The sequence below is a fragment of the Priestia sp. TRN 1309 genome, assembly GCF_050846875.1.
GTDB lineage: Bacteria > Bacillota > Bacilli > Bacillales > Bacillaceae_H > Priestia > Priestia zanthoxyli.
Window position 1 is genome coordinate 787442 of record NZ_JBOZGM010000002.1, and the last position, 16030, is coordinate 803471.

The 16030-nt window shown below is 37.6% G+C and carries 17 protein-coding genes; 4 read left to right on the forward strand and 13 right to left on the reverse strand.

Features of this window, described 5'->3' with window-relative positions; genetic code table 11:
- Nucleotides 1–236: 236 nt before the first annotated feature.
- Complete coding sequence (locus ACRPLQ_RS11315; protein WP_432235974.1) at nucleotides 237–1274, forward strand: LysM peptidoglycan-binding domain-containing protein; 1038 nt, start codon at nucleotides 237–239, stop codon at nucleotides 1272–1274.
- A 20-nt stretch (nucleotides 1275–1294) separates the two neighbouring features.
- Here ACRPLQ_RS11315 and ACRPLQ_RS11320 read toward each other — a convergent pair whose 3' ends face one another.
- From ACRPLQ_RS11320 to ACRPLQ_RS11335, 4 genes are all read right to left on the reverse strand, one after another.
- The gene (locus ACRPLQ_RS11320) at nucleotides 1295–1771 is read right to left on the reverse strand and encodes a GNAT family N-acetyltransferase (RefSeq protein ID WP_432235975.1); all 477 of its coding nucleotides are present in this window, start codon (nucleotides 1769–1771) and stop codon (nucleotides 1295–1297) included.
- 2 nt (nucleotides 1772–1773) lie between these two features.
- On the reverse strand, nucleotides 1774–1980 hold the full coding sequence (locus tag ACRPLQ_RS11325) for a zinc ribbon domain-containing protein (protein ID WP_432235976.1): 207 nt from the start codon (nucleotides 1978–1980) through the stop codon (nucleotides 1774–1776).
- 165 nt (nucleotides 1981–2145) lie between these two features.
- The gene (locus ACRPLQ_RS11330; RefSeq protein WP_432235977.1) at nucleotides 2146–2967 is read right to left on the reverse strand and encodes an MBL fold metallo-hydrolase; all 822 of its coding nucleotides are present in this window, start codon (nucleotides 2965–2967) and stop codon (nucleotides 2146–2148) included.
- 290 nt (nucleotides 2968–3257) lie between these two features.
- On the reverse strand, nucleotides 3258–3467 hold the full coding sequence (locus ACRPLQ_RS11335; RefSeq protein WP_014460174.1) for a cold-inducible protein YdjO-related protein: 210 nt from the start codon (nucleotides 3465–3467) through the stop codon (nucleotides 3258–3260).
- Between the two features lie 144 nt (nucleotides 3468–3611).
- On the opposite strand from ACRPLQ_RS11335, the gene ACRPLQ_RS11340 reads away from it, so the two are divergent.
- Nucleotides 3612–4061 carry a MarR family winged helix-turn-helix transcriptional regulator gene (locus tag ACRPLQ_RS11340; RefSeq protein WP_014460175.1) on the forward strand — a complete coding sequence of 150 codons (450 nt, stop codon included), beginning with the start codon at nucleotides 3612–3614 and terminating at the stop codon, nucleotides 4059–4061.
- Between the two features lie 64 nt (nucleotides 4062–4125).
- On the opposite strand, the gene ACRPLQ_RS11345 is transcribed toward ACRPLQ_RS11340, so the two are convergent.
- Nucleotides 4126–4545, reverse strand: coding sequence for an organic hydroperoxide resistance protein (locus ACRPLQ_RS11345; protein ID WP_016764045.1), 420 nt, complete (start codon nucleotides 4543–4545; stop codon nucleotides 4126–4128).
- Nucleotides 4546–4701: 156 nt separating this feature from the next.
- Nucleotides 4702–5910, reverse strand: coding sequence for a DNA polymerase IV (locus ACRPLQ_RS11350; protein WP_047751006.1), 1209 nt, complete (start codon nucleotides 5908–5910; stop codon nucleotides 4702–4704).
- A 164-nt stretch (nucleotides 5911–6074) separates the two neighbouring features.
- On the opposite strand from ACRPLQ_RS11350, the gene ACRPLQ_RS11355 reads away from it, so the two are divergent.
- Nucleotides 6075–6653, forward strand: a complete 579-nt coding sequence (locus tag ACRPLQ_RS11355; protein ID WP_028413408.1) for a DedA family protein — start codon at nucleotides 6075–6077, stop codon at nucleotides 6651–6653.
- Between the two features lie 48 nt (nucleotides 6654–6701).
- Here the strand turns inward: ACRPLQ_RS11355 and ACRPLQ_RS11360 are convergent, their stop codons facing one another.
- From ACRPLQ_RS11360 to ACRPLQ_RS11375, 4 genes are read right to left on the reverse strand one after another with little or no spacing between them, the layout of a single operon-like run.
- Entirely contained in the window at nucleotides 6702–7181 is a 480-nt protein-coding gene (locus tag ACRPLQ_RS11360) for an RNA polymerase sigma factor (RefSeq protein ID WP_028413409.1), read from the reverse strand.
- 16 nt (nucleotides 7182–7197) lie between these two features.
- The gene (locus ACRPLQ_RS11365) at nucleotides 7198–9207 is read right to left on the reverse strand and encodes a DUF6449 domain-containing protein (RefSeq protein WP_034266003.1); all 2010 of its coding nucleotides are present in this window, start codon (nucleotides 9205–9207) and stop codon (nucleotides 7198–7200) included.
- On the reverse strand, nucleotides 9182–10081 hold the full coding sequence (locus tag ACRPLQ_RS11370; RefSeq protein ID WP_028413411.1) for an ABC transporter ATP-binding protein: 900 nt from the start codon (nucleotides 10079–10081) through the stop codon (nucleotides 9182–9184). The genes ACRPLQ_RS11365 and ACRPLQ_RS11370 overlap by 26 nt, the downstream gene beginning before the upstream one ends.
- Complete coding sequence (locus ACRPLQ_RS11375; RefSeq protein ID WP_013083081.1) at nucleotides 10074–10463, reverse strand: GntR family transcriptional regulator; 390 nt, start codon at nucleotides 10461–10463, stop codon at nucleotides 10074–10076. Before ACRPLQ_RS11375 ends, ACRPLQ_RS11370 begins: the two co-directional genes overlap by 8 nt.
- Before the next feature lie 344 nt (nucleotides 10464–10807).
- Here ACRPLQ_RS11375 and ACRPLQ_RS11380 point away from each other — a divergent pair, with 344 nt between their 5' ends.
- Nucleotides 10808–11680 (forward strand): selenium metabolism-associated LysR family transcriptional regulator, encoded by an 873-nt coding sequence (locus tag ACRPLQ_RS11380; protein ID WP_013083080.1) that lies wholly within the window; start codon nucleotides 10808–10810, stop codon nucleotides 11678–11680.
- A 297-nt stretch (nucleotides 11681–11977) separates the two neighbouring features.
- Here ACRPLQ_RS11380 and ACRPLQ_RS11385 read toward each other — a convergent pair whose 3' ends face one another.
- The 3 genes from ACRPLQ_RS11385 to ACRPLQ_RS11395 all read right to left on the reverse strand — a co-directional run bounded on the left by ACRPLQ_RS11385 (nucleotide 11978) and on the right by ACRPLQ_RS11395 (nucleotide 15986).
- On the reverse strand, nucleotides 11978–13177 hold the full coding sequence (locus ACRPLQ_RS11385; protein ID WP_165636021.1) for an MFS transporter: 1200 nt from the start codon (nucleotides 13175–13177) through the stop codon (nucleotides 11978–11980).
- Between the two features lie 219 nt (nucleotides 13178–13396).
- Nucleotides 13397–13774, reverse strand: a complete 378-nt coding sequence (locus ACRPLQ_RS11390; protein WP_028413413.1) for a PH domain-containing protein — start codon at nucleotides 13772–13774, stop codon at nucleotides 13397–13399.
- Between the two features lie 64 nt (nucleotides 13775–13838).
- Nucleotides 13839–15986 (reverse strand): YhgE/Pip family protein, encoded by a 2148-nt coding sequence (locus ACRPLQ_RS11395; RefSeq protein WP_432235978.1) that lies wholly within the window; start codon nucleotides 15984–15986, stop codon nucleotides 13839–13841.
- Nucleotides 15987–16030 lie beyond the last annotated feature (44 nt).

Genomic DNA, 16030 nt, shown 5'->3' on the forward strand with positions numbered 1-16030 from the left:
TAGCATAGCTTCTTTCTTCTTCATTTTTATAAAAGCAGAATACCTTTTTTACTAGTCTATCTCTCCAGACAAATTAAGACTTTTTTCATCATAATCGTAAAAAAACTGCGTTTTTTCTATATTTTTAGACGTATTGTTACAAACTTGTAATATAAAACCTACCATTTTGTCATGAGTTTGTTACATATTGCTGATAGAATAAGAGACAACTATTGGAAATAAAGGAGAATTATTAGATGAAAAAACACATTTTTACATTAGGGGCCACAGCTTTAGTATCAATTGGAATTGCAGACGCAGCATCGGCTGACACAGACACGCATAAAGTAAAAGCTGGAGAAACGTTATTCAGCATCTCACAGCAGCATAATGTAACAGTTGAAGACTTAAAAAAGTGGAATGGTCTTTCTTCCACACTAATTTATGCAAACCAAACATTACAAATTGGATCTACATCTACTGACTCTTCATCTAGTTCAACTCCAACTACAACATCTTCAAATCATACATATACAGTAAAATCAGGTGACACGCTTTATCGTATCGCTAAAAACAACGGTACTTCTGTACAGCAGCTAAAAGAGTGGAATAACTTATCTAGTCATTTAATTTATGTGAATCAAATATTAAAAATAAATGGAACAGGAACAGTTTCATCATCACCTTCAGCACCTGTACAAGAAAAAACAAACGAAACGCAGGCATCCCCGGCTCCTAGCAACAGTAAAAGTTATAAAGTTCAGCCTGGAGATACAATGTGGAGCGTAGCACAGCGACACGGCATTTCAATTTCTCAATTAAAACAGTGGAATAACTTATCGTCTAATACGATTTACATTAATCAAGTGCTACAAGTAGGCGGACAAGCTGCAGCTCAGGCGAAACCATCAACGCCATCACCTGCTACTCCTTCAACACCGTCAACTTCAGCACCGTCGACTTCAACGCCGGCACCTGCTCCAGCGCAAGAAAGTAAGTCGGTTTCGAAAGAGATTACGGTTGAAGCAACAGCTTATACTGCTTACTGTGCGGGCTGCAGCGGAATCACTGCTACAGGCATCGACCTAAGGTCAAATCCTAATCGAAAAGTAATTGCAGTTGATCCTCGCGTGATTCCATTAGGTTCTCGCGTATACGTAGAAGGTTACGGAGAAGCAATTGCTGGAGATACTGGCGGTGCCATTAAAGGTACTCGCGTTGATTTATTTATGGCATCTCAAAGCTCAGCTTTAAATTGGGGACGCAAAACGGTAAAACTTCAAATTTTAGATTAATCATTAAAAGCAGAAGCGTGTTAGTCGCTTCTGCTTTTTAATTTCTTTTCAAACATAATCATATTGATAGCTTGCAGGCCATTCTCGTAAATCGGTGGAACGTAGTGCAAAAAGAAATTCTTTTTGACACCGCTTTGATAAAAGCCTGCCTTTTTATAAAATGCTATGTTTTCAAGACTGGAGTCCGCTGTTCCTACAATCATTTTAGAATATTGGTTACGTTCATACAGTACTTCTAACTTTTTAATGACTTTGCTGCCGATTCCTTTTCCTCTGTATGCTTCTTTTAAACCGATATTCTTTACTTCTACTGCCGACTCCTCTTCATCGGTGAGGCACTGCACAACTCCTATCTCCTTCTTTTCATACACAATGGTAAATAAGGAACCTTCATTTATATACGACTTCACTACTTTTTCGTCTTCATCCCCTATTAATAGCAGGTTTAAATAGGCAGCGTGCCGGTCTTTATCAATTTCAATAAGGTCGATACTCATTTTCATCCTCCAAAAAATAAGTCAATAATATTGCTGCCTCTTGAAGATGATTTATTATATAGCTCTGAATACCTGCAGCTCGTGCAATATACCACAGTAAATTGATTATGCTGAACGTCTAAGTATCTAGACAGCCCCGTTCCCGTTGTAGCAATTTCTTTTGTTTTTGCTTCTGTATGTCCGCATTTTACACAACCGTTTTTCCCCATTGTCATACTCCTTTACAAATAAAATAACTTCTTATTTATATAAACGGATATAAAAGGAAAAAGTTTCATTAAATTGATAAATAAAGGAAAGTAAGAAACCGCATCTCCAACAGAAGATGCGGTTTCTTACTTTTAATATCAACGGGATGACTGTACACTCGATTTCTATAACAGCAATTCTCTTTTCATAATTTCAACGTTTTTCTGATGACATTGTGCGGTGAAGTCAGAGGGAAACGCCAATTTATCGTTTAGCTTATCGAGCGCTTCTTTACTGTCTTCTTTCACTGCAGCTTGCAGTTCATCTAAATAAGAGCTGGCCATCTCCACTCGTCTTTGAATTTCAGCTCGGTGATGTGTCGTTTTTCCGTGTCCGGGAACTAGCGTTAGATTTTGGTGCTTAGCTAAAATGTGTCGCGCAGTAGCAAGCGTGTCGCGGTAATCGTTTACACTTTCATATATGTACGGATATTCAAAGTCCGATAAATAATCCCCTGCGATCCATGTTGAATTATCGACAATCATAAATAGTCCATCGTTTGTATGACCTTTTGCAAAATAACAGGTAATAGATGTTTCACCTAAGGTAATGTGCTGTTCATTTTCGGTTACCACAATATCCAGCTCCGGGAATATAATATCATGAGATCTTTTTATATAATAGTCATGATCAAACTGCTTAATCATTTGAACCTTTTCTTCTTTGTCCGGATGATTTTTTAAAAATTTGCTGCCGATAAAGGTGGCATTTAATTCTAAGAAAGCGCCATACCCAATGACATGATCAAAATCTCCGTGAGTAAAAAATACATACAGCTTGCGATGATTTAAGATCTCTTGAACATGCTGTTTAATTTCATTAATTTCGTGAGGAAGCCATGTTGGATCAACAACAATCACACAGTCTTTTGTTTCAATCACTGCAGATGTTGTTTGAAATAGCGCGCTTTCAAAAACCGTCATTTGCTCCGTTTTGTATTGAATCATAGAGAACAGCTCCTTATTTTTTCTATCACCCTTATTATAGCGGAAATAGAAAGATAAGGGCGCGTATGACGATTTATAAAACGAAACTATGCAAGATGTGATAAAATGCGGAACCAGCCAAACAATGAAATCCAAATAGGAATACTAAATAAGGTTCCCCAAAATAAACCTTTCAAAAAGTTCCCTTGATTCATTCTGATATTCCTCACCTTCATCATATGTTGGTTCTTAGTCTAGCTCAGCTTAATGAAATTTTAGTGAAAAATAAAAAAGAAGCAGCTGCTTCTTTTTTATTTATTATAAAATTGGTGGTCGTACTTAATTTTCGGCAGCTCGCGTACTTCCTGCGACATTCCTGTTCCGCACATCGGACAGTTATAATCAACCGTAACAAAATCTTCTCTCATCCACCCATTACATGATTCAGATTGACACGCATATACAGTCGTATCCATCATTTGATCTACTTCTTCTTCTACGGCTTTTTTTGCAAAATACATGTGCACAGCTCCCTTTTTTTCTTAGTATATGTAAAATTCCCATTTTTTATTTACAGCTTGATCACTTTTTCATCCAGCGTTATTGGACACCACTATTTAATTGTGTATAATTAAATAAAAAGCAATAGACTGGAGGCAACATGAATGGAACAACTTTATAAGCAGCTGCAGCTAGAAAATCAGCTTTGTTTCTCAATTTACGCGACGTCTCGAGAAATTACAAAGGTGTACAAGCCGCTGCTCGATAAATTAGGAGTAACCTATCCGCAGTATTTAGCTCTTCTTGTTTTATGGGAACATGAAACACTCAGCGTGAAAAAAATGGGCGAACTTCTGTATTTGGATTCAGGCACCCTTACTCCTATGCTAAAAAGAATGCAGGATCAAGAATTAGTGATTCGTGAGCGTTCTCATGAAGATGAACGCGTTGTTTTTATTAGTTTAACCGAAAAAGGAAAAAAATTACGTGATAAAGCTTGTCATATTCCAGAAGAAGTTTTTAGCATGACAAATAAGTCACAGGGAGAATTAGAAAAGCTGAAAGAAACGCTGCAGGAGTTACTGCAATCACTGCATACGTACAATCAAAAATAGACCATATAAAATTGCACATAAAAAAAAACGCCTGGATTTCAGAAAAATCCAAGCGTTTTTTTATTTACTCAACCGTTGTATTTAACGTTACGTTAACATTTCCGCGCGTTGCTTTAGAATACGGGCAGAATTGATGTGCATCTTCTACTAGCTTCTCAGCTACTTCTTGTGAAACGCCTTTAATATGAGCGTTTAACACCACGCCAATTTTGAAGCCATCATCAGTGTGGTCTTTTAGTAGACTTACTTCTGCAGTAATAGACGAATCAATGTCTTTTTTTTGTTTTTTAGCGATTAAATTTAAAGCGCCGTCAAAACAAGCAGAATATCCTGCTGCAAACAGCTGCTCGGGATTTGTTCCTTCTTTTTTGTTATTTGGAGAAGGATTTACAAGGGTTAAATCAATAATACCATCATCTGATTTAACTCGACCATCTCGGCCTCCAACCGCTGTTGCTTTAGATGTAAATAGTGCGTCTGACATAAGATCACCTCATAGATTAATTTATGTAATTTCATTGCAGACAATTAAAAAAGTCGCAATCAAATTCATTTTGTAATCACTTTGATTACCGTGATAGTAATGTACTTCCCCTTCTATAATGAGTGTAAACCTATTATTTTATACAAAAAAAGAGAGTTACCTCTCTTCTTTTCCTCTTTGTTTTTTTAAACCGCTTTGAATAATGTTATCTCCATATTTTTCACGCAAACTTTCGACCGCTTTGTATAAAGGCTCTTTTTTTGCTTGTTCTCCGTATGTAAACAAATCCAACTGTTCTTCTTCTTGAAGCTGGTGACTCACTTGAAGAGCAGCTACGCCCAATAAACGAATCGGTTCTCCGTTCCAATGCTTTTGAAATAATACCGCACTGTAATGAAAAAGATCGTTTGGCTCGCTAATTGCTTTAGAAATAGTTTGGCTTCGAGTAATGGTTTTAAAATCACTATATCGTATCGTTAACTGAATCGTTTTGCTTACAACTTTTTTCGCTTTCATACGAGAACTCACTGAGTGCGATAGTTTATTTAAAATAGGCAGAACTTCATGTTCATCTACTGCATTTTGAGATAGCGTCGTAGAGTTTCCAATTGATTTAAACTGTGATTGGCGATCAGGGTTCACCTGTCGATCATCTTGGCCCCACGCTCGGTCTCTCATAACTTCTCCTTTTACTCCGAGAGTTTGTTTAAGAAGACCGGGAGCGGCATTTGCTAGATCACCGATCGTCACCACCTTAATCGCATTTAGCTTTTCAGCTGTCTTCTTACCGATTCCGTGCATTTCCTCTACGGCTTTTGGCCAAAGAACTGTTTGGACATCTCTTTTTCGAAGAACGGTAATTCCTAAAGGTTTTTGCATATCACTTGCCGTTTTGGCTAAAAATTTATTCGGTGCGATTCCAATTGACACAGGAATTTGCAGCGTCTGTATTAAATGCTGCTGAATGGACTTTGCTATGTCAAGAGGAGAGCCTAATTCAGCACAGTTTGTAATATCCAAATAGCCTTCATCAATTGAAGCGGGCTCTAAAAGAGGTGAAATGGTTACTAAATAATCAAACATGTTTTTGGACACTTGGCGATATAATGGAAAATTAGGCTTTATAACAACCAGCTCGGGGCATTTTCTTTTCGCTTCCCAAAGAGGCATAGGCGCATACACTCCGCGTTTACGAGCAATATAGTTACAGGTTACAACAATTCCTCTTCGTTCTTTTGGATTGCCAGCAATAGCAAGAGGCTTATCTTTGAGCGTATGATCATGTGCGGTTTCAACAGATGCATAAAAAGCATTAGCATCAATATGAAGAATAACTTTGCCGTTTTTAGGGTACATCATTTTCATACTATCACCTCTTTCTGTATAATTAATCCCCGAAAGAAGAACGTACATTCTTATTTATTATAACTCTTTTTTCCTAAGTTGTGCGTACCTATACTTTATTTTTATTTTGAGCGAACACTGTGTGTCACTCTCTCGTATTCTAATGAAGAAAGGAGGAAGAAAACGTGATTGATCAGCTTATCGGAGCCATTAACCAATTAGGCTACGGATATTTCTTTTTTATCATTTTAGTCGGAGCCAACCTTACTCCTATTCCTGACCCAGTATATATTATGCTTGCAGGCAGCCAGGCTACGTCTCCATCCGTTCAGTATATTCCAGCTTTTATACTTACCTACAGCGGCATGATGCTTAGCTTATACCTCAAGTTTTTGATAGCCAGTCTTTTTTCAGCTCAGGCGCTTGCGCTATTAAAACGCCCGCGATGGGAAAAGAATGTCATGAAAGTTGAGCGAACAATTCAAGAATATGGATCTCACGCCATCATCGCAAGCTACTTTTTACCAGGAATGCGACATGTGATGCCTTTTTTTCTCGGGGCAAGCGGAATGAATCATCGTCATTACATTAAAGTCTCATTTTCTTTTGGTTTCATTTGGACGCTGGCTTTATTTATTTTCGGTTCCTTTTTTAATACGACATCTTCTTATACTGATGTGATTGAGATCACTTTAGCTTTTTGTGCGATCAGTTTGATTATCTATGCCGTCCAAAGAAGAAAAATACGAAAAAAACAGCAGTAGTTTGTGTAAAAAAGTTCTTTTTCACAAACTGCTGCTGTTTCATTTATATTAAATGACTTCATTATATCCCTTCACAAAGTATTTGCGCGCGCGGTAAAGAGCTGATTTTAACGTAGTCATCTGCATATTTAATAACTCGGCAATTTCTTCATATTTAAATCCTAATCCATATTTTAACAGAAGCAAATTGCGATACTTAGGATTCAATTGATTTAAAATCGCCTGACATTCAGCCGCTTCTTCATTTCTGAGGACCTGCTGAATAGGCGTATACATAACGGGTTCTTCTTTGTAAGAAGACGTATAGCGGTCTTTCACTATTTTACGCCTTCCTAAGTCACAGCGTTTATTTAATGCGACGCGAAACATCCAAGCTTTTATTTTTTCAGGATCGACCATTTCTTGTTTTTCTAAATATTTTAATGCTACTTCTTGCGTAATATCTTCGGCGTCTTGTCTATTCACACCATTTTTTAATAAATAAGCCAGCACCTGATTTAAATAATCTTGTAATTCCTCGCCGCACATAATAAGTTCTCCCTTGTTATTTTAGTTTTTCTTTTAGTTCTGCTGGCAATTCATTTTCATTCAACATATAAATCTGAGGAGTATCTACTTGGTCTTTGTAATAAAAAGCAACAAGATAATCTCCCGTGTCTCGTAAGTTCGCATGTTGAAGAAGTGTTTCTACCTGCTGATTGTTTTTTACTTTAATTGCTTTCTCATCCTTCATTAGAGATGTAAACTCTTCTTGAAGACGATAATCGTTTTTAAGATGAGAAGAATTTTTAAACACTTCGGTTTTTTCTACGTCCTTTGGCATGAGACGAGCACGTTCATATAAACCCTCTTTTTTCAGCCATGCTTCTACTTCGCTATAAGACTTATCCCAAGATGCAGTTTGTACGTACTGTCCTTTTCCATCCATAAACTCAATTGAAGCCCAGCTTTCTTTTGTGCTGTACATTTCATCAAACGTTTCGTTCATCATCGACTGTTTGACTACGTGTATAAGTTCTTGTACTTTATCTGGATTTGTAATGTTGATTGAATTTGACTTTCCTTGAACAGAAAAACTCACGCTTTTAATTTTATCCGTGTTTTTTGTTCGTAAAAGCGGATGGAAATTTTCTTTGTATTCTTTTGTTTCTGCAATTTCTTTATAAAAAGCTTTATAGTCTGAAAATGGAATAAAGTATTCTCGGACCATTTGTTTTCCATTTTTTAATTTATAAGCAAATACAGCCATTTTACCGTTTCTGCTTTCTATTTCACTTTGTTTATCAGGATCCAGCTTCTTATCTTTAGATGCTGTAATTTGTTTTTGCAGCTGACGAACACTCTGAATCGTTTCTTTACTTGTATAGTAATATGGAGCTTCATAATAGCCATTCATTCCATTTGCATAGTTTTCAGGTTTATCAGTCAATGGATATATATCTTCATCGAAATATACACTTTCAATCTCTGAAGCTGCCGGTACTTTAGTAGAGTAGCCAAATACATCTAAATGAATGATAAAGCCAACGATAGCTGCGGCTATAACAAAGCCTAGATACCCTTTCCATTTCGTAAAGATCCGCCACGTTTTATTTAAGATAATTTGAGCAACGATATAACCTATTAATGAACCAATAATATAGCCTACGACCATCCATGAAAATTCACCTTTCATGCTAATAAAGTAAAATCCGCCTAACATGAGTGAACAAGCGGTTACTCCGTATACGAATACCGGTTTTAACCAGCTAACTGAAATGGTTTGCGTAGCAGCTTCTACTTTTCTTTTTTGGTAGGTGATTAAAGCAATGATGTAAAATAAGACAATGAGTCCAATATAAACAAATGCACTAGTAGAAAAGCTTTTATGAGCTACCATTTGCGCTACGTGTGAAAACGGAACAAGGCTGTCAACATTTTTGTTCACGTAATAGTCATACGCATAACCGTACCAGTAAAACTTTACATTAGATATAGCTAAATAAGAGATTCCGCCGGGTAGAAGAAATAGAACATATAAAAAGATTCCTTGGAGGACAGACATTCCGGTGAACATTCCCGCTAAAACAGTTCCAGTCAGCACAAATAAGTTAATTAAAATACTGTAACCGACCCAGCTTAGAACATCTCCTGTTGTATAAACATCCTCAACGGTTAAAACTCCTTTAACGGCAAAAGTAACGACTCCCGTAATTAAAATAGGAACAACTAAAACCAACGCGCCCAGAAGCATATTTTGATGAAACAGCGTAGAACGCTTAATTGGTAAACTATGAATATAGTCAGCCGCAATCTTCGTTTGGATATATCTAAATAGAAAAATACCAAGTAACACTGGTACAACAAACATAAACACAAATTCCAGCCCATCCAATACGTTAAATAGCGTATCTGGTTTTTCTATATAAGGCTCTACCTTTCCTGTGAAAGTAAAAATCAGTTGTAAAGGTAAAGCGAACAGCAGTACTAGCAAGTATACAAGCCCAATCCATCCCACGTTTCTCATGGATTGAATCCACATGCCGCGGTTAAACGATGATGTTTTCGATTGCATAACCCACATCCCCCATTTCATAAATAAAGATTTCTTCCAGCGTAAGTGGCAAGATGTCAAAAATTAAAGGCTTATACGATCGGACTTTGTTGACTAAGTGATTTTCTTTTCCTCGAACAATACAAAGCAAGACGCTTCCTCGTTTTTCTTGATATAAAATGTCTAGCGTGTCATAAAGCGCTAGCGGCACATCTCCTTCGAATGCAACTTGAATTTTGTGCACATCAGACTTTAAATCATCCAGCTCTTTTTCAATTAATAATTGACCGTGATGCAAGATGCCTACATGATCACACAGATCTTCCACTTCTCGCAGGTTATGTGACGAAATTAAAATCGTCATTTCCCGTTCTGCCACGTCTTGAACAAGAAGGTTTTTGATTTTTTGACGCATTACCGCATCTAAACCGTCGAGCGGCTCATCTAAGATAAGTACATCAGGCATAGCAGACAGCGCTAACCAAAATCCTACTTGACGCTGCATTCCCTTGGACATTCTATGTACCTTTTTATGTAATTGAATTGGGAAAGCTTCTTTTAATTTTTGGAACCGTTCTTCGTTCCAAGTCGGATAGACGCTTCTATAAAAAGACGCTAATTGCTTAATCGTTGTTTGAGGGAAAAAATAAAGAGAATCTGGCATAAAAATAATACGTTCTTTTAAACCAACGTTTTCGAATACTTCCTCGCCGTCTATGGCAATCTTTCCGTGATCCTGCTTGTAAATACCTGCAATGATTTTTAATAGCGTTGTTTTCCCTGCCCCGTTGGAGCCAAGCAGTCCGTAAATAGATCCTTTTTTTATAGAAAGCGTGACGTCTCTTAGAGCTTCCATTTCTTCAAACTCTTTTTTTATCGCCTTCAGTTCAATCACTATCGCTTCCTCCTTTTACTGCTTTTTCAGCCTGTGAAATAAGTGATAGAATTTCATCTTTGTCCATTCCTAAATACATAGCTTCTGCCAACAGCTTTACTAATTCTTCTTTCATCTTTTTCACCTTCTCGTTATTTAGTGTATCAACTTGAGGCGTTACAAAACTTCCTTTTCCTGGAACTGAATAAATATAGTTTTGATGTTCTAGTTCACGATACGCTTTTTGAATTGTATTTGGATTAATCGTTAATTCTTTTGCTAACAGCCGAACAGATGGAAGCTTTTGATCGGCCTTAAAGACTTCATGAATAATAAGCTCTTTCAATTTATCTACTAATTGCTCGTATATCGGCTTACGACTACGAATATCTAAATCGAACATAGTCTGCCTCCCTTCATCTACCCAAAATCATGATGTGTGTACTAGGTGTATTAACTGTATTACTTATCGCATTACAGTTAATATTATAGTATGTTTTCTGGAAAAAACAAGTACTTTTTTTACTTTTGTTACAAATAGATGACAAAAAAGTGTTTAATAGCTTTATAGATGAAATAAAAATAACTGTAAACAAATTGCGCAGGTTGCCTTCGTTGCAAGCTAACATACTCCTTTAAGTCAGCACCTTGTTTTACTTTTCTTAACCAAGTGCCCCTAGTTATTACCATAATAATGTTTTATAATGTTTATAATTAATTTTTTTAATATAAAAGGAGCCATACTCTATGTACTATGATGCGTTAAAGACGTTTGTTTCTGTTGTAGAAGAGCAAAGCTTTACAAAAGCTGCAGAAAAATTAATGATTTCACAGCCAAGCGTAAGCGTACACATCAAAAATCTCGAAAAAGAATTTCAAACTTCCCTGTTCCTGCGTTCACCTAAAATGTTAAAAATCACACCCAGCGGCGAAATTTTATACGATCGTGCTAAACAAATGATTCAAATATATGAGCATACGAAACGAGATATTTACGAACACCATCACCGTGTCAAAGGAATGCTAACGATTGGCGCCAGCTTTACAATTGGCGAATATATTCTTCCTTCCTTTTTAGCAAAGCTTCGTGAACAATATCCTGATATTGATGTAGAAGTGACGATCGGTAATACAAAAGAAATTGCTCAGCTTGTTCGTCATTTCAAAGTGGATGTAGGGCTTATTGAAGGTCACACGGAAGAGTCCGATTTACATATTCAGTCCTTTATGGACGATGAGCTTGCCATCGTTGCGTCAGTGGATCACCCTTTAGCTCAGCTTAAAAAAGTAGAAATTGATGATTTACAAAACCAGCGGTGGGTAGCGCGTGAAAAAGGCTCTGGAACAAGAGAATATTTAGATCACGTTCTAATGTCCAACGGTTTAAAAATGAAAAGCATGCTAACGATCAGCAGCAATCAAGGAATTAAAGAAGCGATTGTTCACGATTTAGGAATGTCTGTACTCTCGCTTTGTGCTATTAAAGAAGATGTAGAACAAAAGCACCTATCGATTCTCAATGTTAACACCGCTCCTTTTAAGCGCCGCTTTTCTTATATCTATCCTGCTAACAGCGCTCATAAAAAAGTAGCGGAGCTTTTTATTCAGCTTTTAAACTAGGGAATGAAATTAAGACATAACTAAATTACTTCAATCTAAAGACTAAAGTAGCTAGTATAAATTACTTGCGACACCGCAGTTGATTTCCGTGCAAGACTTCGCTTTCCGCGGGCGTCTCCGTCTTGCCCTCCAATCAGCTGCTAGAAGGAACGAAACAGATGAAACTATGTTCACCATAACAAAAAAAACGAACCACTAATCAAACATGTTGATCAATGGTTCGTTTTTCACTTGGGCTAAAATCCTTTTGTACCGGCCTCTTTTTTTAAATCAATAGCTATATGTCTTTACATTTTCTTAGTGAACGTGCGTCTGCTGAGCCGGCATTTTTGATAAACGAACAGCTAAGAAAAAGGCTGTTGTAAGAAACACACCAATTAGAGCAATCACACCTTTCCAGCCGTACGCGCTCCAGCATAAGCCAGCCGCAGTCCCTCCAATGCTCGATCCTGCATAGTAAAAAAATAAATATAAAGACGAAGCCTGCGCTTTGTCATGCGTTGCTCTTCTTCCTACCCAGCTGCTGGCGATGGAGTGACTTCCGAAAAAGCCAAACGTCAGCAGCAAAAGCCCGGTAATTTTTATCCATAAAACGGGATGCAGCGTAACGATTGAACCTATAAGCGTAACAGCAATCGTACATAACAGCACCTTTTTCCGACCGTATCGATCCGCCAGCGTCCCCATCCAGACTGAGCTGAATACTCCTACAAAGAAAATGATAAAAATAAAACTTACAAGAGTATGATTCCAAGAATACGGAGGAGCAGATAAAGCGTATCCAATATAATTGTATAAAGCTACATTACTTCCAAGCAGTGCAAAACCAATAGCAAAAAGACAAAGCATCCCTTTATCTTGAAGATGACTGCGAAGAGAGCTAGTAAGCTGACGAAGTTCAAATGACCGAGAAGTAAAGTTCTGTGAATCAGGCAAGTTCATAAAAAAAACAAATGTGGCCAATAAGCTGATTGCGCTTACAACATCAAGAGCTACAGACCAGTTAAAATACTCCGTGAGCACTCCTGTCATAAGTCTTCCCGCTACGCCTCCAAAGGCGTTTCCGCTTATATAAATCCCCATCGCTTTTCCTAAACTTCCGGGTTCAATTTCTTCTCCTAAGTAAGCCATGGCCACAGAAGGCAACCCTGCTAACACGATTCCTTGAATAACGCGAAAAACTAACAGCGTTTCAAAGGTAGAGCTAAATGCTGTCATGATGCATAGCAATGACGCAAAAATTAACGATAGGCCCATCAGTTTCTTTCGTCCCCACACTTCCGATAAAGAACCTAAAAAAAGCATACTAACAGCAAGCGTGATGGTCGTTAACGAAAGAGATAAACTCGCAAAAGCCGGAGATATCCCAAATTCTCTAGAAAATTCAGGTAAAATGGCCTGTGTACAATATAAAATTGAAAATGTGTTGAAGCCTGCTGCAAAAAGCGCAACATTTGTTTTGCGAAAAGCTGATGTTCCAATTACGGTATAGCTCACAGTTGGTCACTTCCTTTTTTCTCTAAAAAAAGCATATCACGGTTTTTTTATTCTGTATAATTCATTATGTAAATCGTTTTCATGCATTTCAGTAATGAGTAAAATGGCAATAGGAATGGACAACAGCCTGAGTATTTTCAAACGACTGTATGCAAGACTGCTATGCTTTCTTGTTTTACACACAAAAAAAGTCGAGCCATTTTTTCATGGCTCAACTTTTTAATTCAATACATAAGATGCTAATACTTTTTGCACGTCGTAAATGCTTTTATCTTTACGAAATTCTTTTGAAATCGGCGCGCTAGAACCTGATACCCAAATATTTAATTCTGCATCTAAATCGAACGTTCCAGCCGTTTCTACACTAAAATGGGTAATCGTCTTATAAGGAATGGAATGATAATCTGTTTTCTTTCCCGTCACTCCTTGCTTATCAACGATAATTAAACGTTTCGTCGTAAACACCATCAAATCGCGAATGACTTTATACGCTTGTTCCACTCGCTCGTTGGCAATTAAAATGTTTTGTAAATCTTTTTCAGTTCCTCTTATATCTGCTTCTGATGCATTTCCTAATAGTCCATCTAATATACCCATGCTTATCACTCCTTTCTATCTACACTACCGCATTTTGTTCTGTCTGGAAACCCAAAACCTTTTTTTAATGAATTAATTTACTTTCACGCGCTTTTTTTGTTAATTTTGCACTCGTTTTACTAAGAGGCTTATGAAGAAAAATGCCAACGAGCAGCACGCCAAGCCAAATGCAAAGAAGAACGGTAACATCTTTTCTTACAATATCTGCTAACATGCCTCCTACAACTTCTCTCATCATGCTTATTGCGTAGGTAAATGGCAAAAACGGATTGAGTGCTTGGAAAAAAGCAGGCACGACTTGAATCGGAAATGTACCGCCTGCAGCAGAAAGCTGAAGCACAAGCAAAACAATCGCCATCGCTTTTCCTGCATTGCCAAATATCGCTACAAGCGTATAGACAATCGTCATAAACACGAAGCTGCACAGCAAGCCTAAAAAGATAAAAGGCACTTTGTCTACGACGTACGTTTTGATTAAAAATAAATCGCCTAGCGTCACAATAAAAGCTTGCACAAGAGCAATAGACAAAAACGTTAAAAGTCTTCCAAGATAGACTTCATAGCTTTTAAACCGCTCTTCATCCGCTACTTCTACGCTTAAAATTGAAACTAACAGCAAAGCCCCGACCCACAAGCAAAGCGTTGTATAAAACGGTGACATAGCCGACCCGTAGTTCGGAATAGGATAAAGTCTTTCTTCTTTTAAAAGAACCGGCTTAGCAAAAAAATCACTTTCTTTTTGCACATCGTTTTTTAACAAATTAATAATATCTTCAATGTTTTCTTTTCGCTGAAATTCACGTATTTTATCCGCTATATTGTGCACGTTTTGTTCAATTCGCGGAAAGTCTTTTGTTATTTTCGCAAGCTCCTGCTGTCCGAGCAAAATGCCACTCGCTGTTTTAGACAGCACGTTCGAAACATCCGGCATACTTTTATTGGCTTCATCAAGCAGTGCGTTTGCGCTTGCTGTTTTATCTTTCGCTTCTTTGATAGCTTGTTCAATAGCCGGCACAATCGTAGAAGAATACGAATTCGTTAACGTATTTAATTTAGAAACAGCTTGGTCGGTGCGAGAACTGAATTTCTCAAGCACACTTGGATCTGGTGCACCTCCATTTTTTGTTTGCTGCTGCAAGTCGCTTACATCCGACAGCTGCTGCTGTAAAAGCGTATGTACACTTTTTATTTGATTAATAACCGGTGAAAGAACGTTCCCTTGAGACACCGCATTTAAATCCGTAAGAAGCGTAAGAATTTCTCCTGTGTCAGCAACTTGTTTTGTTAACTGCACTTTTAGCTGTTCCGCTGCTGCGCTGACTTCAGCCGGGGCTATATCTTTTTCCATCAGCTGATTCTTCAATTCTTGAACTCCGAGAGCTCGCTGTTGAACACGGTGCAGCGTTTCGCTGATCGTTGGCTCAGCGTTTTTTAACACTTCATCGCTTTTGGTTAAAAAAGTGTTTAGCTGCTGAGTCATCTGTGCGCCGTCAGCTGTTAATCTCTCTACTTCAGGAAGAGCGGCCTGAGCTTTCGATACAATAGCTCCAGCTTTTTGAGTGGTGTCATTCGCTTCATTAATTACTTTTTTAATTTCAGGAAGACGATTTTCAAGCTCAAAAATCCGTTGTTCAACTTGTTGAATGGTCGGTAAATCCCGCTGCAGGGTAATACCGAGTTCGTTAAAAACAGAAAAAATGGCTCCATTCGCTGTTTTGACGAATTTTTCACTAATCTGTTGTGTTAAGCTGCTGGCTCCTTTGCTTGTAATTTTAGGCGCTACGGCGTTTATTTTTTCGTTTACTTTGTAAATAATGACCGGCTTTTCCAAACGATCTTGAAGAACGGTACCAAGCTTTTGTGAAAAATCTTTTGGAATAACAATACTTGCATAATAGTCTCCGTGCTTTACTCCGTGATCAGCTTTTTCTTTGGAGACAAACGTCCATCCAAGCGTTTTATTTTTCTTTAACGTTGCAATAATATCTTTTCCCACGTTTACGTGCTGCCCTCTTATCGTAGAACCTTCGTCTTCGCTCGTTACTGCAATGGCAATACCTTCAGTCCGCCCATATGGATCCCAAGATGCTTTTATATTAAACCATGCGTAAAAAGACGGCAGAATCATAAGCGTCAGCACAATGATAATCATCGCCCAATTGGTAAAAATCCTTTTTAAGTCACGCGTATAAATATAAACAGTATTTTTCATATGTCCCACCCAGTTTTATTATTACAAGTTAGCTTATCCATGTT